Genomic DNA, 21,461 nt, shown 5'->3' on the forward strand with positions numbered 1-21,461 from the left:
GCGAATTTCATCCAATATATAGAGCATATCCAAACTAACTCATGATAAATTCCTATTGCAAGAATTTACATTCGATAAACAAGCTTAACTCGACCAGAAAAATAAAATCTAAATAGTATCTTAATTATGAAAAATATACTACTACTATCCGTACTATTCATGTTCTCCTTTGTTGCTTGTGATGATAAAAATGATGATGGAGATTTCTATATTAAATTTGATAAGAAGGAAGTAAAGTTAAACGCAATAGAAGGTACATCTGAAATAATCGAAATTTCTTCCAGTTCTACCTGGAGTCTGGATACAGAACTTCCTGACTGGATTGGTCTCAGTGATTTTGTGGGAGATGAATCGCCGATGAGTATTACTATTACCGCAAACAGAAACGATAATATGGAAAAGAGAGAAGCTACTCTGATTTTTCATAATAGCGATGATATTAAGCAGTCAATAAAAATCATTCAACTAGGTTTAGCTGATTCTGATCCCTTTATAGAACTAAGCGAAAAAAGTATGGATCTACCTATTGACGGAGCTGCTAAATCTATCGATCTTACCACGAATGTGTCTTGGGAAATAACCTCTGTTCCAACATGGTTGGTGATATCCTCTAAATCAGGAGATAAATCAACCCGAATCACTATCGGTGCAGAAGAAAATGACCAAATAAAAGCAAGAGAAGCGACACTCACTTTTAGCTCTAAAGATGGGAAAGTAAAAGGTCAGTTAAGTATTTATCAGACTGGACGGGAAGATATTATACAGAGTCCCTTTCTTCCTATTTTTCACTATTCCATATTTTCTAACACCAACAATGGGCATTATAATGTAACTACAGAAAATCTTTTCGTTAACGCAACTCTTCGAGATAAAATATATCTCGGAAATCTGATGGAAAACAAAACTGAAATTTATCCGAGTTTTCCTATACCTACCGGGTATACATTCAATCCTATTAGTGCTATTACAACTCAGGTAGTTAATCCTACAAGTAGAACTTTTGTTCCATCATTTCAAGAACAAGAAGCCTTTGGTCAAGAGGCTACCGCAAATCCTCCTCGTGAAAATGCAAGCCTTACACATGACTACTTTAATCCGACCAGCTATCCTACTCACCGTGTACTTTACTCCATCGGATGGGCCAATATGGGAATTGCTTTGGATAAGATTGTATCGGGGGTATCATATAAAGAACAAGAGATGACTAAGAAAAATGGAATGATCTTCTCTTTCAAACATACACTATTTACGTTTGTAATGGATTATCCTCAAAAATTAATCAAAGAAGAACTAAGGGATGCAGATAAAGGAAAAAATCTGTCATATATTAATTATATGGAATATGGCAAAGTGGGATTACTAATAGTCGAATCGGATGCCAAATATGACCGTATGAGAGATGCAGTACGAAGTGTATTGATAGGAGAAGAGAATAGCATACATCAAGCAGAATTTGATGCTTTGATAGAGGCTGCTGACATCAGCTATGTTTATTTCAATAATAAGAATGAAGTGCAGCTCAACAAAAATAAAAAGGATGCAATCAAAGCTTATAAAACTGCCCTTTCCAACAAAAAAGACAAGGAAAATATTTATCCGATTGGTTTTACATTGCAAAATTTCGGAAATCACACAGCTGATAAAATAATATATTCATTCGATGCCCTGAAATAAATAAATTTTACAATAAAAGAAATCCCTGACTAAAACTCAGGGATTTTCTATAATCCTCGTTTGCGTCTTTTTTCTTCTATCTTCATTCTACGAGTAAAAGCCTCTTCAGCATAGTCTGTCCCATGCTGTTCCAATAAAGAAAGATCTATTGTCGAATCTTCCTGTCTATTATTGTATTCGGTGTTTTCGGTAAAGCTGTCTATTAGATTATCAGCATTAGATCCTTTCGTTGTATTGTCTGTTGGATTTATGATAAGCGGAGGTGTATTTGTAGTATCACTCTTAAATAATTCATTAAAAATGTTAGCAGAAAACTCTTTCCCCATTTTAGAGCCATTGAATACACATCTGCTCTGATGATCTATAAAAGTTGCACCATAAATACGACCTTCTGTATTTTCCCGAAATACCACATTGATATTATTTTTAGCCAAGTCATTCACAAAAGTCTGCTTATCGGTATAGTTACCTATTGCCGAACCAACAATCAATTTCGGGGATTCAAATACCTTGTGTTCTTTCATATACTTAGTTGAATACTCCAATCGGCTTTGTAATGCATCATATCCTACACTTTTGCCGATAACAGACGCTTTGATAGGATTCCCAACCTTTTCATTTTTCTTATCTATAGCTGAATATACCAATCCTGAATAATTCTTACCCTTTGCCTCTCCCTTGACTTCCTCTACTGTTACTCCATAAAGGGATAATAAAGCACGGAATTCATTTACCGATTGGAAACGATAATTTTTAATGAGAGATTTTGAGATGCTAGAGATTTGTTTCTTTATATCTCCCGATTGATAATCTACCCGCTTTAGTGTTGGTAGCTCTTCGGATTGTTTTTTCTTCTTCTCTGCAGGATGCAGATTATAAAATTTTTCCAATTCACGGGTAATATCTTTAGAGCGTCTCTTTTCAAAAGAGTCATCGACCTTTTTACCATTTTCGTCTATATTGATTGTCACGATATGAATATGTTTTCGGTCTAAATCTTCGTGCTTATAAACGATATAGGGTTGATTTCCATAACCTAACTTTTGCATATAGGTTTGAGCAATTTCACGATACATCTCATCACAGACAACGTCATCGGGATGTGGATTGATTGATATATGTGAAACTGTTTTCTCTGTATTCTGGTTGGCATTCAGGTATGGGGCAAATGATTGGTTTGCCAGATACATACTCAGTGATCCATCTTTATTCAATATGATCCTATTGCTAAAAAGGACCTCCGCCTGTTGCTCTTTTACCTTCTCCTGATTATATAATAAAGCCCCTTGCAATGAACTTCCCTTACTTATTTTTGCAACCATAGATGGCTATATCTCTGTTCAAATTCATCTGTCAGGTCCATCATCTGTTTTTGTAAAGTGACCAATTCAAGTGTTACTTTTTCCAGTTTATAGAGAAAAGCCAACGCCTTTTTCTCCGCAAAATTCGATTTTAAAGCTTTCACTATTTGATTATAATTTGTCCCGATAGCACGATACTGTCCAAAAAAAGTTGTCAAACGCATATAATAATCCTGTACTCCTTTGTCAATCTTGACCACCTTAATCGGTCTATTAAAGATGCATGAGGTTATAAAATGCGCTTTTACACTTTCTCCCGATTGCTCAAACATGGATAAAAAACGGTTATTATCGACATTATTCAAATAGATAACATATCTATTTTTTGCAGGATCATTTTTAGGATTCCGTCCTCCTTTTCGCTTGTTTAATTGATTATCTGGTACCATAATTATATAAAGATTTAATAAATAAAAATCATGACTTCGGAGTGATTTTCTCCCCTGGAAGGGGCAAGGGTTTTGAGGCACGGAAATTTATTTCGAGTGCTTCAAAACACACCTTGCTGTATTCTGACGAATACCAAAATCCATCCTCCGATGGATTGCATAAAAAGCTAATTTCGGAAACGGGATTAGCCTGATTCAAAACAGGAAGATTATCATTACGCTACAAAGGTAGAGTCCATTAATCGAAAGGTTATCATTTGTTTATCGGACAAAAGATGACAGCAGATGTCATTAGATGACAGTTCCTTTCAAACCTTATCAATCTGCCTGTTTTCAGTGTTCTTTTGTGTGAATCAATTATTGAATTAGTGAGTTCGGGTATTCAGAAATTCTTTCAGAAAAGAAATACTGAGTTGATTTTATACTGAATGGTAGAAGGAGATCACTAAGTTCTGAATGATGTCAATCATCATTGACTTGATGATTGAGAGGATGGCTTCTTTAACACATGAGTTACTGAACTCATGACTTTATAGAGTCAATCCCTATAGAAGGAATTACTGAACTCCTCAATCAGAGCATTACTTACAGAACAGCATAATGAGTGAATAGCTGAATGAACTCTCTGATTCCTGATTGACAGAATAAATTATAGAATTACTTATTTTAAACAGTATCATATGAAAGGAAAAACATTATTTATTGCTATCTCCACTCAGAAGGGAGGAGCAGGAAAAACTGCATTGACTGTATTACTATCCAGTTATCTGCATTATTCACGAGGTTACAATGTTGCTGTTGTAGATTGTGATTATCCGCAATACAGCATCAATGGAATGAGATTGAGGGATAAGCAGTCTGTAACGGAAGATCCGTATTACAAATCTCTCTTTTACAAACAATGCAAAAGCCTGAATAAAAAGGCTTATCCGATTGAAGTTAGCAGAACACCTGAAGCCCTTGAAACAGCAGAGCGGATTATCAAGGATTCGGAAGTTCCGTTGGATTTTATCTTCTTCGATCTGCCCGGAACAATGAATGCCAAAGGGGTATTAAGTACCCTTGCTCAAATGGATCATATATTTACTCCGATAACAGCGGATCGTATGGTTCTGGAAAGTTCACTGGAATATGCCGGACTGATCAATGAGCAGATCATAACCACAGGTAAAGGAAATATCAAAAACCTATATCTCTTATGGAATATAGTCGATGGACGGGAAAGTAATCATCTGTATAGTGTCTATGAGCAGGTCATAGCAGAACTGGGACTACAGGTTATGAAATCTTTTGTTCCCGATGCCAAACGCTTCCGTCATGAGATAACAACAGAGCATAAACCAATCTTTCGTTCAACGTTACTCCCTGTAGACAAAAGACTGATTAAGGGAAGTAATCTGGATCAGGTAGCCGATGAGTTCCTGTCTATCGTGAAGGGAGGTGCTAATGGCTAACAAAGAGAAAGAATATGAAATTGATGAAGATTTCCTGCTGGCATCTATCGGAGATCACAAAGAAGGGAAACCACCTCTAAAAAAAGAAGAAGCTATAGCTGATGACGAACCTGTGAAACCCAAAGACAGCAGTGCGAACAGCAAACGGAATAAACGAAATAGTAATACGGAAGATTATGAAGAGCTCTTTTTATGCCGCAATGAGATACGCCAGCGACAAGGGGTATATATCAGTCAATCGGTACACCAGACTATTATGCAGATTGTAAAACAGATTGCAGGAAATGATGTGTCCGTTGGCGGATACATAGACAATGTATTGAAACATCATCTTGGAAAATACAAGGATGAGATAAACTTTCTGTATAAACAAGACCGAACCAATTTAATAGATTAAGCAATGGTCGAATTACTAATTATTCTCTGTATTGCGGGGATTATCCTGATTAAATTATCGGATTATAAAATAACCATAAAAAAGAATTCTTCCGACTCAGAATCAGTAGATAAAGAACCTCAAAAGAAAGGGAAAAGAGTCGGACGGGTTGGTAAAAGCATGCCCGATCTCAGACAAATGATGACATTGAATGACAGTTCCTTAGAATCAGATAATTCAGTAAAAAAAGAACATATATTTGATCTGTCAAAGGATGAAAGCGAGCCTGATCCGAAGGACTTAGTCATAGATGCCGACCCGACAGAAACAGTAGTTGATGATGAAGAGGAAGATGAAATTGCTGCTTATACAGGTGGAGAAGTCTATACAGCCGGAGGGATGGATTATGAGGTAATGATGAATACTGTAGGAGTTATCAACAGTAAAGCCGCCACCAAAGAAGAGGAACAAGAGGCTGGTCAGGTTTTATATGATAACCGGGATACAGAACTGGTCGATAAGATGGTTTCTGCAAAGAAAGAATTGTCTGTCAGAATAACATCGCTCATCGGACTCCGTCTTCAACAACATGCCGAAGAAAATCCGGAGTATGTTGAATCAGGTCTTGCTTCTCATCTGAATGAATCGGATGAATACAGGAATTTTAAAGCAGACGATTATTTCTAAGTTCAGATAATAACTATTTTACGAAAGGAGGTTGCTCATGAAGTAATATATTGTAGAATATCTTTAAGAAAACGGTCTGTGACCGCCACTAATTTCCAACGTTACAAGTTTAACCCGCTATGGGGACTATCCACTCCCCATAGCTTAACATCAATTTTATGTACAAAAAAGTTTCATTTTTTGTAGCCATGCTAATGGCTGCATCAGCCTCTGTATTTGCCCAAGGGAACGGTATGCAGGGTATCACCGATGCGACAAATATGGTGACATCTTACTTTGATCCGGCTACTAAACTGATCTATGCTATCGGTGCTGTTGTGGGACTCATCGGAGGAGTAAAGGTGTACTCCAAATTCAGCTCCGGTGATCCCGATACGTCTAAGACTGCCGCTTCCTGGTTCGGGGCATGTATCTTCCTGATCGTTGCTGCAACTATCCTCCGCTCATTCTTTTTGTAGGGGGCACAGACCTCTTATTAATCTATTAATAACGAGAAAGAATGGCAGAATATTCAATTAACAAAGGAATCGGTAAACCGGCTGAATTTCGAGGACTCAAAAGTCAGTACCTCTTCATTTTCGCTGGTGGACTGACTCTTAGGTGTATTTATTGTCTTTGTGATCATGTATATGATCGGTATTAGTCAGGTTATCTGTATCGGTTTTGGTGTTATCACTGCCGGAACATTGGTCTGGGCTACATTTCATCTGAATGATAAATACGGAGAACACGGGCTTATGAAATTGCAGGCCATCCGTAATCATCCCAGATATATTATCAACCGCAGACGGATAATCCAACTGATTGCCCGAGTAAAAAGAAAGGAGGCTGTATGAGAAATACACTAAAAGCGACAACACTCGAAAGCAAGTTCCCCATACTGGCAGTAGAACACGACTGTATCCTGAGTAAAGATGCGGACATTACGGTCGCCTACAAGGTTGAACTTCCTGAACTGTTTACCGTAACAAGTGCAGAATATGAATCGATCCATGCAGCCTGGGCAAAAGCCATTAAGGTATTGCCTAACTACTCAGTGATTCATAAACAGGACTGGTTTATTGAAGAGGACTATACGCCCGAACTGAATAAGGAAGACATCAGTTTTCTGTCCCGCAGTTTTGAACGTCATTTTAATGAACGTCCATTTCTGAATCATACATCCTACCTGTTTCTGACCAAGACGACCAAAGAACGTGCACGCCAGCAAAGCAATTTCAATGCTTTAACCCGTGGCTTTATCGTTCCTAAAGAAATGCAGGATCGGGAAACAGCTCAGAAGTTTCTGGAATCGGTCGAACAGTTTGAACGGATCATTAATGACAGTGGATTTATCAGGCTGGTACGATTAACTACCGATCAGATTGTAGGAACAGCAGATCAGGCAGGCATTATCGAAAAGTATTTCTCCTTATCTCAGGAAGATACCACCTGCCTGAAAGATATGGATCTGGCAGCAGGTGAAATGAAGATCGGAGATAAACGCTTATGTCTGCACACACTATCCGATGCGGAAGATCTACCCGGTAAAGTGGAAACGGATAGCCGCCATGAAAGGCTGTCTACCGACCGAAGCGACTGCCGCCTATCTTTTGCTGCTCCCATCGGAGTATTACTGACCTGTAACCACATTGTCAATCAGTATATCTTTATTGATGACCATGGGGCAAACTTAAAGCAGTTTGAAAAGCAAGCCCGTAATATGCACTCCCTATCCCGATACAGTCGTTCCAATCAAATTAATAAGCAGTGGATCGAAGAATACCTCAATGATGCTCACAGCTTTGGCTTGATTTCTGTTCGTTGTCATGTCAATGTGATGGCATGGAGTGAGGACAAAGAAGACCTTTCCCGAATCAAAAACGATGTAGGCAGTCAGTTAGCTCTTATGGAGTGTAAACCACGGCATAATACTGTTGATACACCGACTTTGTTCTGGGCAGGGATTCCGGGTAATCAGGGTGATTTTCCTTTTGAAGAAAGCTTTTACTCTTTTATCGAACAGGCTTTGTGCTTCTTTGTGGAAGAAACAAACTACAAGAGTTCACCTTCGCCTTTCGGTATTAAGATGGTAGACAGGGTAACAGGTAAGCCGCTTCATGTGGATATATCCGACCTGCCCATGAAAAAAGGTATCATCACGAATCGTAATAAGTTTGTGTTAGGTCCATCCGGTAGTGGAAAGTCTTTCTTTATGAACCACCTTGTCAGACAATACTGGGAACAGGGTGTGCGACGAGAAGTTGCATAAGTAATTGTTTAACAACAAGATTAAACCTATTGTTTCGTCAATAGTAGCCTAAGGATACGTGCATTATGAGTAATTGTTTTGTACGAAGCTATCCTGAGAAAGTAACCCTTCCGAAAGGAGGAGTCGGAACCGTGAGGGAAAGACAACGAGCGTAAGCATTATATGCTCTGGGGGCGAGGCTGAATGGTATGGCTAACAAATGTGAACTGTCAATAAACATCGTTACGAAAAGAACAAGCTAAAGAATGCTGATAAGCTTGAACCAAAAGGTACGCAGCCAGGATAATCCTCTCCCTTGTGGGATTACACGAATATGAGAGCTGCCGGTGGATAGACAGAGCCTAACCCGTTCGTGTTACTTATGCAGAACTCGGAAAACCCGTACTTCTCCTATTTACTTAGGAAAGTGAGCCGTAAGGCAAGCTGATAGAGGTGCGGATATGGGATAGTAGAAAAAGCGAATGCCACTTTGTAATGAAGTGGATAGAGGTTTAAACGTTACCTCACACGAAAGTGGGCAGACTTCTACATAAGGTAATTCTTTACAAGAAACTTTTAGAACTTTTTAAAGTAGAAAAGCAAATGAACGAAAGTAAAACATCGTGTGCATCAACTGACCGAACAAAATCAATCGCATGGGAATCCATTGAATGGAATAAGTGTGAACGTGAGGTTAAGAAGCTACAAGCACGTATTGTAAAGGCTCAAAAGGAAAGTAAACACAATAAGGTGAAAGCCTTACAGTGGGTGCTTACTCACTCTTTTTATGCTAAAGCATTGGCTGTAAAAAGAGTGTCTTCTAATAAAGGAAAAGCTACGGCTGGGGTAGATGGTAAAATTTTGAATACCCCAATAGCCAAGGCAAATGCGATTACTGAATTGAAAAGACGGGGATATTCTCCGCAACCATTAAGAAGAGTACATATTAAAAAGAGTAATGGAAAACTACGCCCGTTAGGAATTCCAACAATGAAAGACAGAGCAATGCAAGCATTATATCTCATGGCATTAGACCCTGTGGCTGAAACAACTGCTGATAACCATTCGTATGGTTTCCGCAAAGGAAGAAGCACGCAGGATGCTATGAAACAATGTTTTATTGATTTGGCAAAAGATTATTGTCCTAAGTGGATATTGGAAGGAGATATAAAAGGTTGTTTTGACCATATCAGCCATGAATGGCTTCTGGAAAATATCCCAATGGATAAGGTTATGCTAAAGAAATGGTTAAAAGCAGGATTTGTCTTTAATAAAATGTTGTTCCCGACAGACGAGGGTACGCCACAAGGTGGTATCATATCTCCAACACTTGCTAATATGACCTTAGATGGTCTACAAGAACTACTTGCACAGAAGTATAAAGCAAGAAGAATCAAAGGTGAAAGGAATAAAAAATATCACCCAAAGGTCAATCTTGTTCGATATGCTGATGACTTCATCATAACAAGCGAAGACAGAAGTGTATTGGAATCTGAAATCATGCCATTATTAAAAGAGTTTCTCGCAGTAAGGGGACTTACCCTATCTGAAGAGAAAACGAAGATTACTCATATTGATGATGGTTTTGATTTTCTTGGATTCAACTTCAGAAAGTATAACGGAACAATGCTTGTGAGACCATCAAAAGAAAAGGTAAAAGTCTTTTTGGATAAGGTTCGACATATTATTGAAACAAATAAAATGGCGAAACAAGAGACAATTATAAGACTTTTAAACCCGATGCTTATAGGTTGGGCTAACTATTATAAATATAGTATAGCATCAGAAATATTCGGTAGAGCAGATTTTGAAATTTTCAGAAAACTATGGAGGTGGTCGAAAAGACGACATAATGCTAAAGGAAAATATTGGGTTGCCAATAAATACTATCATAGGGTAAATGGTAGAAGCTGGACTTTTTCAGTAAGTGATAGTCGTAAAAAGAATGGTGAGTACTTCTCGTTAAAGCGACTAACCAATACAAAAACAGAATCCTATGTGAAGATTAGATCAGAGGCTAATCCATATGACTCAGAGTGGGCTGAATATTTTGATAAAAGAGAAACTTATCAGATGCTCAACACCCTTAAAGGCAGAAGGTCACTCCTATATATCTGGGAAAAACAAAACCGTATTTGTCCAATTTGCGAGAATTTAATAAACAGAGAGAAAGAATGGAGTATCATGGAACAAACCATAGAAAACCATATCAAAAGAACTCTAGTACATGATAGTTGTCGCAGAAGTGTATTACTTAAAAATAGAAGAAATGAGCCGGTTTCATAATAGAAATTTTGAATTGCTTGAGCCGTATGAGGGGAAACTCTCACGTACGGTTCTTAGAGGGGAAAGGGGCAGTAATGCCCCCGACCTACTCGACACGCACATCGTGCTTGTGGATACGGGGAACTCCTATCAGGGACTTTGCAATTTCATCAACCGTCGTACCAATGGAGAAGATGGAGTGTATTTTACATATACGGAAAAAAATCCCATCTCATTTAATCCATTTTATACCGACGATGGGGTCTTTGATATCGAGAAAAGAGAAAGCATCAAAACCCTGATAATGACTTTATGGAAGCGGGATAATGAACCTCCCACACGTTCGGAAGAGGTAGCTCTTTCCAATGCCGTGAGCTTGTATATAGAACGTATCAAAATAGACGAATCTGTTCTGCCGTCGTTCAATACCTTCTACGAGTTTGTCAAATTGGACTATGCTGCTATCCTCGATGCCAAACGGGTACGGGAGAAAGATTTTGACTTAGCCAACTTCCTCAATGTGCTTGAACCCTATTATAAGGGTGGTGAATATGATTTCCTGTTGAACTCTGAAAAACAACTCGATTTACTATCTAAACGATTCATTGTCTTTGAAATAGATGCGATTAAGGATCACAAAATATTGTTTCCTATCGTAACGATTATCATTATGGAAGTTTTCATCAATAAAATGCGTCGCTTACAGGGAATCAGAAAGATGATATTGATTGAAGAAGCATGGCTGTGACATGTAAGTCTTGTGAGTGATTGTTCAACAGCTATTACTAGCGAGTAATAATCTGATTGAACCTGTTGTTTCGTCAACAGTAGCCTAGGGCACGTGCGATAGTAAGTAATGAATTCGTATGAGAGCTGTCCTGACAATGAAGCCCTTCCGAAAGGAGGAGTCTGAACCGTGAGGGGATGACAACGAGTGTAAGCATTATACGCTCTGGGAGCTAGGCTGAATGGTATGAATAATGTAATGTGAACCGTTGATAAACGTCGTAACTTCGAATGAGCCGCTAATGATGCTGGGCTCTAACCCAAAAGGGATGCAGTCGGCTAACCTTCTCCACGCTAAGGTTACACGAACATAAGCACTGCCGGCGGATAGACGGATTCTAACCCATTCATTTGTCACTTATAGGGAACATGGTAAGCCCGTATTTCTCCTACCATTGGTAGGTAAGCCGACCGTAAGGAACGCCGAATGGGATGCGGGTATAGGAATGTGGAAAAAGCGAATGCCATTCTGTAATGGGATGGATAGAGGTTGAAACATCGCCTCACACGAAAGTGGGCAGACTTCCGCAAGGTGACTTTTTTACAAGAAACTTTTAGAACTTATTTAAAGAAGAAAAGCAAATGAACGACATTAAAACATCGTGTGCATCTACTGACCAACAGTGGAACACTTGGCTCGATATTGATTGGGACAAGTGCCAAATTGCGGTTGATAAGCTACAGGCGCGTATTGTAAAAGCTCAGAAAGAAGGCAGATACGGCAGAGTGAAAGCTTTGCAGTGGACGCTGACGCATTCGTTTTATGCCAAAGCATTGGCTGTAAAACGTGTTACATCTAATAAAGGCAGTCGAACTGCGGGAGTAGATCGTGCAACATGGTCAACTCCAAATGCTAAATTTCAGGCAATCAGTGATCTGAAAAGACGAGGGTACACTCCCCAACCGCTAAGACGGATACATATTAAAAAGAGTAATGGAAAATTAAGACCTCTTGGTATTCCTACAATGAAGGACAGAGCAATGCAAGCATTATATCTGCTGGCATTAGAGCCTGTTGCTGAAACCACGGCAGACAGTAATTCTTACGGATTCCGTAAAGGAAGAAGTACTGCTGATGCAAGAGAACAATGTTTCTGTGTATTGGCAAAGAGAACCTCTCCCGAATGGATTATGGAAGGAGATATTAAAGGATGCTTTGACCATATCAGCCATGACTGGCTCATCAACAATATTCCAATGGATAAGCTGATGTTAAAGAAATGGCTTAAATGTGGCTTTGTGTTCAATAAAGAACTGTTTCCGACAAACGAAGGAACACCTCAAGGGGGGATTATTTCTCCAACTCTGGCTAATATGACTTTGGATGGATTGCAAGTTATGCTTGCAAAGAAGTATCATAAAAAGTTCGTAAACAGAACAACAACCTATTATCCAAAAGTTCATTTGGTACGTTATGCAGACGATTTTATCATCACAGGCAGAACCAAAGAAGCTTTGGAAGAAATCAAACCATTGGTAGTAGAGTTTCTTCAAGAAAGAGGGCTTACCCTCTCAGAAGAAAAGACGAAGATGACTCACATAAGCGAAGGCTTTGATTTTCTTGGGTATAACATCCGTAAATACGATAATGGTAAACTTCTGATCAAACCATCTAAGGAAGGTCTAAAGAAATTCATGAAGAAAATCCGAGGAATTATTGATTCCAACAAGGGCAGTAAACAAGAATCTCTTATACGGCTAATGAATCCTGTAATCGTAGGTTGGGTAAATTACTACAAAAACTGTGTAGCATCGGACACCTTCAGAAAAGCTGATTACTTGATATACGAAAAGTTGCAGCAATGGGCAAGAAGAAGGCATCCCAAGAAAGGAAGAACTTGGGTTTCGGACAGGTATTTTACAAGAATCAAAAACAGAAACTGGTGCTTTGTAGCGAATTTCAAGAAGAAAGGAAAAGATGACAGGATCGTCCTTAAACGCTTGTATGATACAAAGATCACTCGCTATGTGAAAGTGAAAGCCGAATCGAATCCATTTGACCCTGAATGGGATACTTACTTCAAAAAGAGAAAAGAGTACAAAATGCTCAAAAATCTCAATGATACAAAGCCCTTGCTGTATCTATGGAAAAAGCAAAAAGGAATATGTCCTTTATGTGGAGAGCCAATTGACATAGATGATTCTTGGGGTACTACTGAAAAGAAAACCACCCCGGAAAAGCAGAATTATTTAGTGCATGATAGCTGTCGCAGAAAGAATGACCAATTAAAAAGATGTAACAATGAGCTGGTTTCTAGTAAATAGAAATTTTAAGTTGCTTGAGCCGTATGAAGGGAAACTTTCACGTACGGTTCTTAGAGGGGAAAGCTCCCGAAAGGGAGCTGACCTACTCGGCAAAGCTTTGTCTTCCCCGAATATGGCTGAGTACTTAAAGTATTTGTATAAAACGGTTCGTAAATTCTTCGGTGAAGCGATTGTTGTGACACAGGAAGTAGACGATATTATTTCATCCCCGATTGTAAAAGAAGCTATCATCAATAACTCCGATTGTAAAATACTGCTCGACCAGCGAAAATATATGAACAAGTTCGATTCGATACAGGCGTTACTAGGTTTGACCGAGAAAGAAAAAGCTCAGATACTCTCCATCAATATGTCTAACAATCCGAGTCGGATTTACAAGGAAGTATGGATCGGACTGGGTGGTATGCAATCGGCAGTCTATGCCACAGAAGTTAGCCCGTCCGAGTATTACACCTATACCACTGAAGAAACAGAGAAGCTACAGGTACAGAGGCTATCGGAAAAGCTAGGCGGAGATATCGAGCAGGCTATTAAGCTAATCACTTCTGATAAGTAGATCCAGCAGTCTGGCTTATCAATCATTTTTTAATTAATCTCAAACATAAAAATTAAATTATATGAAAAAGTTCTTTTTTCTGACAGCCATTACTGTCTCTCTATTCAGTTTCAACAGTTGCAGTAACGATGATGATCCGGTAGCTCCAACAGGTGGAGATGCCGTCCTAAAGATTCAGGCAGGCATCTCGGCAATAGATGTTATCAGTACAAAGGCATCCGTTGTATCCGCATTTCCTGAAGGAACCAATATCGGTTTGTTTGTTACATCGGGTAGCCTTGGGGATAACAATAATTCGTACAAAGAAAATGACAATGCGGTCTCTGTTTTCAGACAGGGAATCTGGTATCAAACACCCGAGATCAGGCTAACAGGAGATAATGCCACTGTCTATGCTTATTATCCATACAGTAGTAACAATACCGATGGCAGATCTATTTTTGTGGATCACGCTACCCAACAGGATTATATGTATGGAACACATACTCCGGGACAAGCTGCCATCAACAAGGATAATCCGGACGTAGCACTAACGATGAAGCATGCAATGGCTTTGATCCAGTTTAATATCAGTAAGTTCAATTATCCATGGTCTGGAAAACTTACCCGTATTGAAATAGCCAATGCCGATAAGAAAACGATAATATACAACGAAGGGACAATGGATATCTCAACCGGTATTATCAAGAATACGGAAGGAAAGAATAGACCTGCTACTATGCAAACTTATTCGGATGTTCATCCGCTTTTGACTATTCCTGAAAAACCATTTCAATCGGAAGCTGACTTTCTGAAAGTCTTTGTTCTACCTGTAAGTTCAACAGGTACTGAAGGAGATGTTGTTTTTAAGTTTACGATCGATGAACGGATCTATACATGGAAAGTTCCTGCAAAAACGGCTTGGAAAGGTGGAACTAAAAACACCTATACGGTAACAATAAGCGGTTCGAGCCTGAAGATCGGGAATGTAAATATTTCGGATTGGACAGGCGGTATTTCGGCAAACCTAATCATTACCGACTAATCTCATACAAAGAGTAAGGGCACAGACTCTTGTACTCTTACTCTATCTCTTCTCTCCTATTTATACAATTTACATCATTAAAACTTATTCGATATGAAATCAAAAATCTTCATGTTGTGTATAAGCCTTGTGCTTTTCACTTCAAATATATCCGCTCAATGGACTGTCTGGGATCCGAGCAATTTTACTCAGAGCATTGTCAATACCAGTAAGCAGATCGTGCAGACCTCTTCGACTGCCAGTAATATGGTCAAAAATTTTCAGGAAGTTCAAAAGGTGTACAATCAGGGTAAACAGTACTACGATGCACTCAAAGCCGTAAACGGATTAGTAAAAGATGCCAAGAAGGTACAAAGAACCATACTGATGGTCGGTGAAATATCCGACATCTATGTACACAGCTTTCAAAAGATGCTTTCTGATCCCAATTACTCTATTGAAGAGCTTAATGCGATAGCCAATGGCTATACCCGTTTGTTAGAGCAAAGCAATGACGTACTGACCGAATTAAAAGGAGTGGTTAATATCAGTACCCTCTCTCTTTCCGATAAAGACCGAATCGATGTGGTGAATTCCTGTTATGATGCAATGACTGATTACCGGAATCTGGTTCGATATTATACAAACAAGAATATCGGAGTTTCTTACTTGCGTGCCAAGAAGAAAGGAGAAACAGCTCGGGTAAATGCTTTATACGGTAATCCATCAGATCGTTATTGGTAAAATCCTAAATAAGAAGAAATATGGATTTTGATCAATTTCATCAAACCCTGCGAACGCTGTATGATCAGATGATGCCCTTATGTGGTAATATGATCGGTATCGCCAAAGGAATAGCAGGACTGGGAGCTTTGTTCTATGTGGCATACCGTGTATGGCAATCCCTGTCACGGGCTGAACCTATCGATGTTTATCCTCTTCTTCGTCCTTTTGCAATCGGTCTGTGTATCATGTTCTTTCCATCTGTGGTACTTGGAACAATCAACAGTATTATGAGTCCTGTGGTACAGGGGACAAACGGAATGCTTCAATCCGAAACACTGGATATGCAAAAATATGCGGAGATAAAAGACAAGCTGGAATACGAAGCCATGAGGCGTAATCCGGAAACTGCTTACTTGGTAGATAACGGGATCTTTGAAGAGAAGCTGGACCAGTTAGGTATTACCGATGTAGGTGAGATAGCAGGGATGTATATTGAACGGGGACTATATCAGACCAAGAAGTGGATACGTGAAGCTTTTCGGGAGATACTTGAAATTGTCTTTAAAGCAGCAGCATTGATTATTGATGTGATACGCACATTCTTTCTGATTGTCCTTTCTATTCTCGGTCCACTGGCTTTTGCTATTTCTGTCTGGGATGGTTTTCAATCGACACTCACACAATGGATCACACGGTATATTTCGGTTTACTTGTGGCTGCCTGTTTCCGATCTGTTCAGTACGATACTGGCAAGGCTTCAGTCCTTAATGCTCCAATCTGATATAGAACGTATGCAGACCGATCCGAATTTTTCTCTGGATAGTTCGGATGCCATTTACATAGTCTTCCTCATTATCGGGATTGTCGGATACTTCACGATACCGACTGTTGCCGGATGGATTATTTCGGCAGGTGGTATGGGCAATTTCGGGAAGAATGTAAACAATACAGCTACCAAAGCAGGAGCAATGGTGGGTGGTGTCGGAGGTGCTGCCGCCGGAAATATTACAGGTAGACTGAAAGGGCGGTAGTTATTATTTCCAATTATTAAATCAAAAAATCAATGGAATTTAAATCATTAAAAAATATCGAATCGAGCTTTAAGCAGCTCCGCATCTTCGGCATTATCTTTCTCTGTTTGTGTGCTGCTGTTACAGCTTATTCCGTTTGGAGTGCCTATAATTTTGCAGAAGCACAACGCCAGAAAATATATGTGTTGGATAACGGAAAATCTTTGATGCTAGCTCTTTCACAGGATTTGTCACAAAACCGTCCTGTGGAGGCACGTGAGCATGTCAGGCGTTTTCATGAACTGTTCTTTACCCTGTCTCCCGATAAGTCGGCTATTGAAAGTAATATCGCGAGAGCCTTACAGCTTTCGGATAAATCGGCTTTCAACTACTACAAAGACTTATCGGAAAAAGGATATTACAATCGAATCATCTCGGGAAATATAAACCAGACCATCCAGATAGACAGTGTCAACTGTAACCTCGATGTCTATCCGTATCAGGTAGCAACCTATGCCCGTCAGATGATAATCAGAGAAAGTAATATCACGGAACGAAGCCTTGTGACGACCTGTAAACTACTGAACTCTGTCCGATCGGAGAATAATCCTCATGGTTTTACGATTGAGGCTTTTGAGATCAGGGAGAATAAAGATTTAAGGGTTCTTGACCGATAACACACCAGGCTTTATGAAAGAGAGAATAAAAGAACTGGGTTACTGGCTGGAAGACAAGCTAAAGGACCTCTGTGGAGAGATCACTCCCGATAAGCGACTGACTGTAATTATTATCATGCTTTTACTCTTTACTATCCTGAATCTGTATTTCACATTTACTGCCATCAGCAATTGGGGAAAGCAGCAGGAACGAAAGGAACAATTGAAGATTGAGCATATCAAGCAGTTGGAGCTGGAAAAATCAAAGTTTCGGGAATGGGATTTTGATTATCAGGAAACTGAACCGGAAATACCGGATAGTACTAACAATAGAATAAACAAATCATATGGCGGATAAACCAAAACTAAGTGAAGAGCAAAAACAAAAGCTAAAGAAATATGCGATTTACGCATTGATGGCGATTGTTTGTGCAGGATGTATTTGGCTGATTATCTCTCCATCGGAGAAAGAAAAAGCCAAAGAGCAGATAGGTATGGGCTTCAATGCCGATATACCTGATCCAAAGAAGGATGGGATTATTGGAGACAAGAAAGATGCCTACGAACAGGAACAGATGCAGGAACGGCAAAAAGAAAGGATGCAATCCTTACAGGGCTATGCTGATATACTGGAGAATTCAAAAAGTGAACGGGTGACTATCAATCTGGATGATGAACCTCAACAAGCAGTAAAGAAAGAAAAAGTACCAATCAATAATTCGGTATCTGCCTACAGGGATATCAATCGTACACTGGGTAATTTCTATGAAAAGCCAAAGAACGATCCAGAGAAGGAAGAGATGAAAAAGAAACTGATGGAACTGGAAGCCAAAATGCTGGAAAAGGAAAATACCAAAAGTACAATTGAAGAACAATTGGAATTAATGGAAAAATCCTATGAAATGGCGGCCAAGTATATGCCACAGGCACAATCCGATCCTTCTTCAAACAATTCGAATTCTTTGAAAAGTAAGATTGATAATTATGGGAAAGACGGTTCATCTAAAAATGGAAAGTCAACAGTCAGTCCTATCCATCAGATACAAAAGAATACGGTTTCATCACTGGCTCAGAAGACAAGTAATGAAGAGCTGTTCCAAATGTATGACCAACCCCGAAACGCAGGGTTTAATACAATGGGTGGTGAGGCTGGTATTTCGATAAAGAATACCATCTCTGCGGTTATCCATGATGACCAGACAGTTGTTGACGGTCAAACAACCCGTTTGCGATTGACTGAACCATTGATGGCAGGAACAATCCTTATTCCTGAAAATACAATCCTGACAGGAGTAGCTAAGATACAGGGTGAACGGTTGGATATACAAATATCCTCGATAGAATATCAGGAGACAATTATCCCTGTAGAGATGGTAACCTACGATAGTGACGGACAAAAAGGTATTCATATACCGGGATCATTGGAAATGAATGCTGCTAAAGAGATTATAGCCAATATGGGAAATAGTGTGGGAACAAGCTTTACCATGACACAGAGTGCAGGGGCACAGCTGAGTTCCGATTTGAGCAAAGGTGCTATACAGGGTTTGTCAGCTTATATGCAGAAGAAAATCAGACAGGTTAAAGTAACTCTCAAATCAGGCTATCGAGTAATGCTGATGCCTAAACAATGAAAAGTTAGAACTGAATAAAAACAAGTATTTATTAATCAAAGAAATAGAACAATGAAGAAATATATTATTGCATTTGTATGGATGCTTACCGTCATCACAGTCAATGCACAAACAGTAGAAACGACCAAAGAGATGCAGGAAGATCTGCAACAGATACTAAAACCAACTTATGGGGATTATTACGAAGGACTGAGTAAGAAAATTACTTTTGATAGGATGATCCCTCCTTATGGCTTGGAAGTGACTTTCGAGAAAACCGTGCATATTATCTTTCCTGCATCGATTCGCTATGTGGACTTAGGTTCGAGTAATATCATTGCAGGAAAAGCGGGAAGTTCAGAAAATATCTTACGGGTTAAAGCCGCAATCCGTCAGTTTGAGTCAGAGACCAATATGGCTGTGATAACAGAAGAAGGTAGTTATTATACCTTCAATATTAAATATGCTGATGAGCCTGAAAAGCTAAACATTGAGATGAAAGACTTTATGCACGATGGTATAACAACCAATCGTCCAAATAACAGCATGGAGATCTATCTCAAAGAGTTGGGCAGTGAGTCTCCCCGTTTGGTATATTTAATCAACCGAGCTATTTACAACAGTGATAAACGATTGGTTAAGCATATCGGCAGTAAACGTTTCGGAGTTCAGTATTTATTGAAAGGGATTTACTCACATAACAACCAACTATACCTGCATACCTCTATCAAAAACTCCTCCAATGTAACCTTTGATATTGATTTTGTGCGGATGAAAATTGTAGATCGCAAAGTTGCCAAACAGACAGCTATTCAGGAAACGGTTATTTATCCGCTTCGGGCTTACAATTTTATTTCTTCTGTAGGAGGAAACAGCACGGAACGAACTGTTTTTACCATTGATAAGGTAACGATTCCCAATGATAAGCAACTGGTAATCGAATTATTTGAAAAGAACGGCGGACGTAACCAGTCATTTGTCATTGAAAATGAAGACTTGCTAAGAGCGGAAGAGATTAACGAGCTAAAAATTAAGTAAAATGAAACGGATACTTCTATTATTAACCCTGAGCCTTGTCCTGATCGGGCAAGCTCAGGCTCAACGTTACTTACCGGGACAGAAAGGTGTTCAGGTAACAGGAGGTTTTGTGGATGGCTTTAACTTGAAGAATCAAGATGGTCAGGCTTTCTTCGGTGGTATTGCCTTCTCTACTTATACGAAAAATGGCAATCGCTGGGTATTTGGTGCTGAGTATCTACAGAAGAGACATGAATACAAGAACATTTTAATTCCGGGATCACAGATAACTGCTGAAGGTGGGTATTATTACAAGTTCTTATCTGATCCGTCCAAGACTATATTCTTTTCTGTCGGAGCTTCTGCTATGGCAGGCTACGAAACAATTAATTGGGGAAAGGAACTGCTTTTTGATGGAGCAACTATCACTACAGAAGATAATTTCTTATACGGTGGAGCAGTTAGTTTTGAGATAGAAACTTACCTGACAGATAAGCTTGTATTACTTCTCAATGCCCGGGAACGGATATTGCTCGGTTCGGATATCAACAAGTGCCATACGCAAGTAGGTGTAGGAATTAAGTTTATTATCAATTAGAGAAATCGGTCAAAACCGTCAGCGTATTTGGTCGGAAGAAATTCGATAATATCATATGTGGCTACTTTATTGATATAAAAAGGATCGGACTTCATAATCTCTAAAGCAAGTTCTTTGGTTGCTGCTCTGCATAGGATAACACCTCCGGTACGGGGTTCTTGTCTTCCTGAAGCAATGAAATGACCTTCTTTATAATTTATATCCAGGTAAGTGCGGTGCATACCCAGGTATTTTTCAACCTCGCTGAGTGGTTTCTGATAGGTTAGAACGAAAATAAACATAACATTCAAATTTGAAACAAAAGTAAAAAATAGAAATCAATATGAGAAAAATAGCATCATATATAATATACACGATACTGATTGCATGTATCGCATGTGCCTGTAGCGACGATATTGATATTCGCCAAAACTATGAATTCAAGGTTACTCACTTGCCTGTTCCGAAAAAACTAAAGGTTGGAGAGACAGCTGAAATCCGCTGCCAGTTGGAACGATCCGGCAGATACGACAATGCGAAGTATTATCTACGGTATTTTCAACCGGATGGGAAGGGTGAGCTAAGAATGGATGATGGAACGGTATTTCTACCGAATGATAGTTATGCGCTGACTAAGGAAACGTTTCGGTTGTACTATACTTCTAAATCGGAGGATCAGGCAGTAATAGATATTTATTTCTGGGATTCTTTTGGTAATAGTCAGGTTCTTAGCTTTTCTTTTAACAATGACAATTCGGAGGAATAGTTATGATGACAATGATGGTTATTTCATATGTGTTCAGCTGGATAAGTATT

The 21,461-nt window shown here is 39.2% G+C and carries 19 protein-coding genes and 4 pseudogenes; 20 read left to right on the top strand and 3 right to left on the bottom strand.

Annotation, left to right across the window (positions count from 1 at the left end):
* Positions 1 to 126: 126 nt before the first annotated feature.
* Positions 127 to 1,674, top strand: coding sequence for a BACON domain-containing carbohydrate-binding protein (locus QZL88_RS00130; protein WP_296937699.1), 1,548 nt, complete (start codon positions 127 to 129; stop codon positions 1,672 to 1,674).
* Between the two features lie 47 nt (positions 1,675 to 1,721).
* On the opposite strand, the gene mobB is transcribed toward QZL88_RS00130, so the two are convergent.
* Positions 1,722 to 2,996 carry a conjugal transfer protein MobB gene (gene mobB, locus QZL88_RS00135; protein WP_296937701.1) on the bottom strand — a complete coding sequence of 425 codons (1,275 nt, stop codon included), beginning with the start codon at positions 2,994 to 2,996 and terminating at the stop codon, positions 1,722 to 1,724.
* Positions 2,981 to 3,424 (bottom strand): conjugal transfer protein MobA, encoded by a 444-nt coding sequence (gene mobA / locus QZL88_RS00140; protein ID WP_296937702.1) that lies wholly within the window; start codon positions 3,422 to 3,424, stop codon positions 2,981 to 2,983. The genes mobB and mobA overlap by 16 nt, the downstream gene beginning before the upstream one ends.
* Before the next feature lie 680 nt (positions 3,425 to 4,104).
* On the opposite strand from mobA, the gene QZL88_RS00145 reads away from it, so the two are divergent.
* The 18 genes and pseudogenes from QZL88_RS00145 (at position 4,105) to QZL88_RS00230 (ending at position 20,666) form a co-directional block, all read left to right on the top strand.
* Positions 4,105 to 4,878 carry a ParA family protein gene (locus QZL88_RS00145; RefSeq protein ID WP_296937703.1) on the top strand — a complete coding sequence of 258 codons (774 nt, stop codon included), beginning with the start codon at positions 4,105 to 4,107 and terminating at the stop codon, positions 4,876 to 4,878.
* Positions 4,871 to 5,275, top strand: a complete 405-nt coding sequence (locus tag QZL88_RS00150; protein ID WP_296937705.1) for a DUF3408 domain-containing protein — start codon at positions 4,871 to 4,873, stop codon at positions 5,273 to 5,275. Before QZL88_RS00145 ends, QZL88_RS00150 begins: the two co-directional genes overlap by 8 nt.
* Before the next feature lie 3 nt (positions 5,276 to 5,278).
* Complete coding sequence (locus QZL88_RS00155) at positions 5,279 to 5,941, top strand: hypothetical protein (RefSeq protein WP_296937707.1); 663 nt, start codon at positions 5,279 to 5,281, stop codon at positions 5,939 to 5,941.
* 158 nt (positions 5,942 to 6,099) lie between these two features.
* Positions 6,100 to 6,399 carry a DUF4134 domain-containing protein gene (locus QZL88_RS00160; protein ID WP_134435464.1) on the top strand — a complete coding sequence of 100 codons (300 nt, stop codon included), beginning with the start codon at positions 6,100 to 6,102 and terminating at the stop codon, positions 6,397 to 6,399.
* A 41-nt stretch (positions 6,400 to 6,440) separates the two neighbouring features.
* Positions 6,441 to 6,777: pseudogene (locus QZL88_RS00165) on the top strand (DUF4133 domain-containing protein).
* A pseudogene (locus QZL88_RS00170) lies at positions 6,774 to 8,168 on the top strand (TraG family conjugative transposon ATPase); the annotation flags it as partial. The pseudogenes QZL88_RS00165 and QZL88_RS00170, both read left to right, overlap by 4 nt.
* Before the next feature lie 606 nt (positions 8,169 to 8,774).
* Positions 8,775 to 10,457, top strand: a complete 1,683-nt coding sequence (ltrA, locus tag QZL88_RS00175; RefSeq protein ID WP_296937713.1) for a group II intron reverse transcriptase/maturase — start codon at positions 8,775 to 8,777, stop codon at positions 10,455 to 10,457.
* Between the two features lie 94 nt (positions 10,458 to 10,551).
* Positions 10,552 to 11,178, top strand: a pseudogene (locus tag QZL88_RS00180) (TraG family conjugative transposon ATPase); the annotation flags it as partial.
* Between the two features lie 626 nt (positions 11,179 to 11,804).
* Positions 11,805 to 13,487 carry a group II intron reverse transcriptase/maturase gene (ltrA, locus tag QZL88_RS00185; protein WP_296937715.1) on the top strand — a complete coding sequence of 561 codons (1,683 nt, stop codon included), beginning with the start codon at positions 11,805 to 11,807 and terminating at the stop codon, positions 13,485 to 13,487.
* 10 nt (positions 13,488 to 13,497) lie between these two features.
* Positions 13,498 to 14,043: pseudogene (locus QZL88_RS00190) on the top strand (TraG family conjugative transposon ATPase); the annotation flags it as partial.
* A gap of 61 nt (positions 14,044 to 14,104) precedes the next feature.
* The gene (locus QZL88_RS00195) at positions 14,105 to 15,067 is read left to right on the top strand and encodes a fimbrillin family protein (RefSeq protein WP_296937718.1); all 963 of its coding nucleotides are present in this window, start codon (positions 14,105 to 14,107) and stop codon (positions 15,065 to 15,067) included.
* Between the two features lie 93 nt (positions 15,068 to 15,160).
* Positions 15,161 to 15,790, top strand: coding sequence for a DUF4141 domain-containing protein (locus QZL88_RS00200; protein ID WP_134435468.1), 630 nt, complete (start codon positions 15,161 to 15,163; stop codon positions 15,788 to 15,790).
* A gap of 20 nt (positions 15,791 to 15,810) precedes the next feature.
* Complete coding sequence (gene traJ, locus QZL88_RS00205; protein ID WP_296937721.1) at positions 15,811 to 16,803, top strand: conjugative transposon protein TraJ; 993 nt, start codon at positions 15,811 to 15,813, stop codon at positions 16,801 to 16,803.
* A 32-nt stretch (positions 16,804 to 16,835) separates the two neighbouring features.
* On the top strand, positions 16,836 to 17,459 hold the full coding sequence (traK, locus tag QZL88_RS00210) for a conjugative transposon protein TraK (protein ID WP_296937724.1): 624 nt from the start codon (positions 16,836 to 16,838) through the stop codon (positions 17,457 to 17,459).
* A 13-nt stretch (positions 17,460 to 17,472) separates the two neighbouring features.
* Positions 17,473 to 17,796 carry a TraL conjugative transposon family protein gene (locus QZL88_RS00215; RefSeq protein ID WP_296937726.1) on the top strand — a complete coding sequence of 108 codons (324 nt, stop codon included), beginning with the start codon at positions 17,473 to 17,475 and terminating at the stop codon, positions 17,794 to 17,796.
* Positions 17,786 to 19,072 carry a conjugative transposon protein TraM gene (traM, locus tag QZL88_RS00220; RefSeq protein ID WP_296937728.1) on the top strand — a complete coding sequence of 429 codons (1,287 nt, stop codon included), beginning with the start codon at positions 17,786 to 17,788 and terminating at the stop codon, positions 19,070 to 19,072. The genes QZL88_RS00215 and traM overlap by 11 nt, the downstream gene beginning before the upstream one ends.
* A gap of 51 nt (positions 19,073 to 19,123) precedes the next feature.
* A complete protein-coding gene (gene traN / locus QZL88_RS00225; protein WP_296937730.1) occupies positions 19,124 to 20,089 on the top strand; it encodes a conjugative transposon protein TraN in 966 nt (321 codons plus the stop codon).
* A 1-nt stretch (position 20,090) separates the two neighbouring features.
* A complete protein-coding gene (locus QZL88_RS00230; protein WP_296937732.1) occupies positions 20,091 to 20,666 on the top strand; it encodes a conjugal transfer protein TraO in 576 nt (191 codons plus the stop codon).
* Here QZL88_RS00230 and QZL88_RS00235 read toward each other — a convergent pair.
* Complete coding sequence (locus tag QZL88_RS00235; RefSeq protein ID WP_296937734.1) at positions 20,663 to 20,947, bottom strand: YciI family protein; 285 nt, start codon at positions 20,945 to 20,947, stop codon at positions 20,663 to 20,665. The two genes, QZL88_RS00230 and QZL88_RS00235, sit on opposite strands and share 4 nt — an antisense overlap.
* 41 nt (positions 20,948 to 20,988) lie before the next feature.
* Here QZL88_RS00235 and QZL88_RS00240 point away from each other — a divergent pair, with 41 nt between their 5' ends.
* Positions 20,989 to 21,411 carry a DUF3872 domain-containing protein gene (locus QZL88_RS00240; RefSeq protein WP_296937736.1) on the top strand — a complete coding sequence of 141 codons (423 nt, stop codon included), beginning with the start codon at positions 20,989 to 20,991 and terminating at the stop codon, positions 21,409 to 21,411.
* Positions 21,412 to 21,461 lie beyond the last annotated feature (50 nt).

Source organism: uncultured Dysgonomonas sp. (genome assembly GCF_900079725.1).
Taxonomy (GTDB): Bacteria; Bacteroidota; Bacteroidia; order Bacteroidales; family Dysgonomonadaceae; genus Dysgonomonas.

Bases quoted from the DNA above. Each gene is read 5' to 3' on its own strand.
- QZL88_RS00160 (WP_134435464.1), top strand. From the start codon at position 6,100: ATGTACAAAAAAGTTTCATTTTTTGTAGCCATGCTAATGGCTGCATCA.
- ltrA (WP_296937713.1), top strand. From the start codon at position 8,775: ATGAACGAAAGTAAAACATCGTGTGCATCAACTGACCGAACAAAATCA.
- QZL88_RS00215 (WP_296937726.1), top strand. From the start codon at position 17,473: ATGAAAGAGAGAATAAAAGAACTGGGTTACTGGCTGGAAGACAAGCTA.
- QZL88_RS00195 (WP_296937718.1), top strand. From the start codon at position 14,105: ATGAAAAAGTTCTTTTTTCTGACAGCCATTACTGTCTCTCTATTCAGT.
- QZL88_RS00240 (WP_296937736.1), top strand. From the start codon at position 20,989: ATGAGAAAAATAGCATCATATATAATATACACGATACTGATTGCATGT.
- traJ (WP_296937721.1), top strand. From the start codon at position 15,811: ATGGATTTTGATCAATTTCATCAAACCCTGCGAACGCTGTATGATCAG.
- QZL88_RS00130 (WP_296937699.1), top strand. From the start codon at position 127: ATGAAAAATATACTACTACTATCCGTACTATTCATGTTCTCCTTTGTT.
- QZL88_RS00145 (WP_296937703.1), top strand. From the start codon at position 4,105: ATGAAAGGAAAAACATTATTTATTGCTATCTCCACTCAGAAGGGAGGA.
- mobB (WP_296937701.1), bottom strand. From the start codon at position 2,996: ATGGTTGCAAAAATAAGTAAGGGAAGTTCATTGCAAGGGGCTTTATTA.
- QZL88_RS00230 (WP_296937732.1), top strand. From the start codon at position 20,091: ATGAAACGGATACTTCTATTATTAACCCTGAGCCTTGTCCTGATCGGG.
- QZL88_RS00200 (WP_134435468.1), top strand. From the start codon at position 15,161: ATGAAATCAAAAATCTTCATGTTGTGTATAAGCCTTGTGCTTTTCACT.
- QZL88_RS00155 (WP_296937707.1), top strand. From the start codon at position 5,279: ATGGTCGAATTACTAATTATTCTCTGTATTGCGGGGATTATCCTGATT.
- traN (WP_296937730.1), top strand. From the start codon at position 19,124: ATGAAGAAATATATTATTGCATTTGTATGGATGCTTACCGTCATCACA.
- QZL88_RS00150 (WP_296937705.1), top strand. From the start codon at position 4,871: ATGGCTAACAAAGAGAAAGAATATGAAATTGATGAAGATTTCCTGCTG.
- traM (WP_296937728.1), top strand. From the start codon at position 17,786: ATGGCGGATAAACCAAAACTAAGTGAAGAGCAAAAACAAAAGCTAAAG.
- ltrA (WP_296937715.1), top strand. From the start codon at position 11,805: ATGAACGACATTAAAACATCGTGTGCATCTACTGACCAACAGTGGAAC.
- mobA (WP_296937702.1), bottom strand. From the start codon at position 3,424: ATGGTACCAGATAATCAATTAAACAAGCGAAAAGGAGGACGGAATCCT.
- traK (WP_296937724.1), top strand. From the start codon at position 16,836: ATGGAATTTAAATCATTAAAAAATATCGAATCGAGCTTTAAGCAGCTC.
- QZL88_RS00235 (WP_296937734.1), bottom strand. From the start codon at position 20,947: ATGTTTATTTTCGTTCTAACCTATCAGAAACCACTCAGCGAGGTTGAA.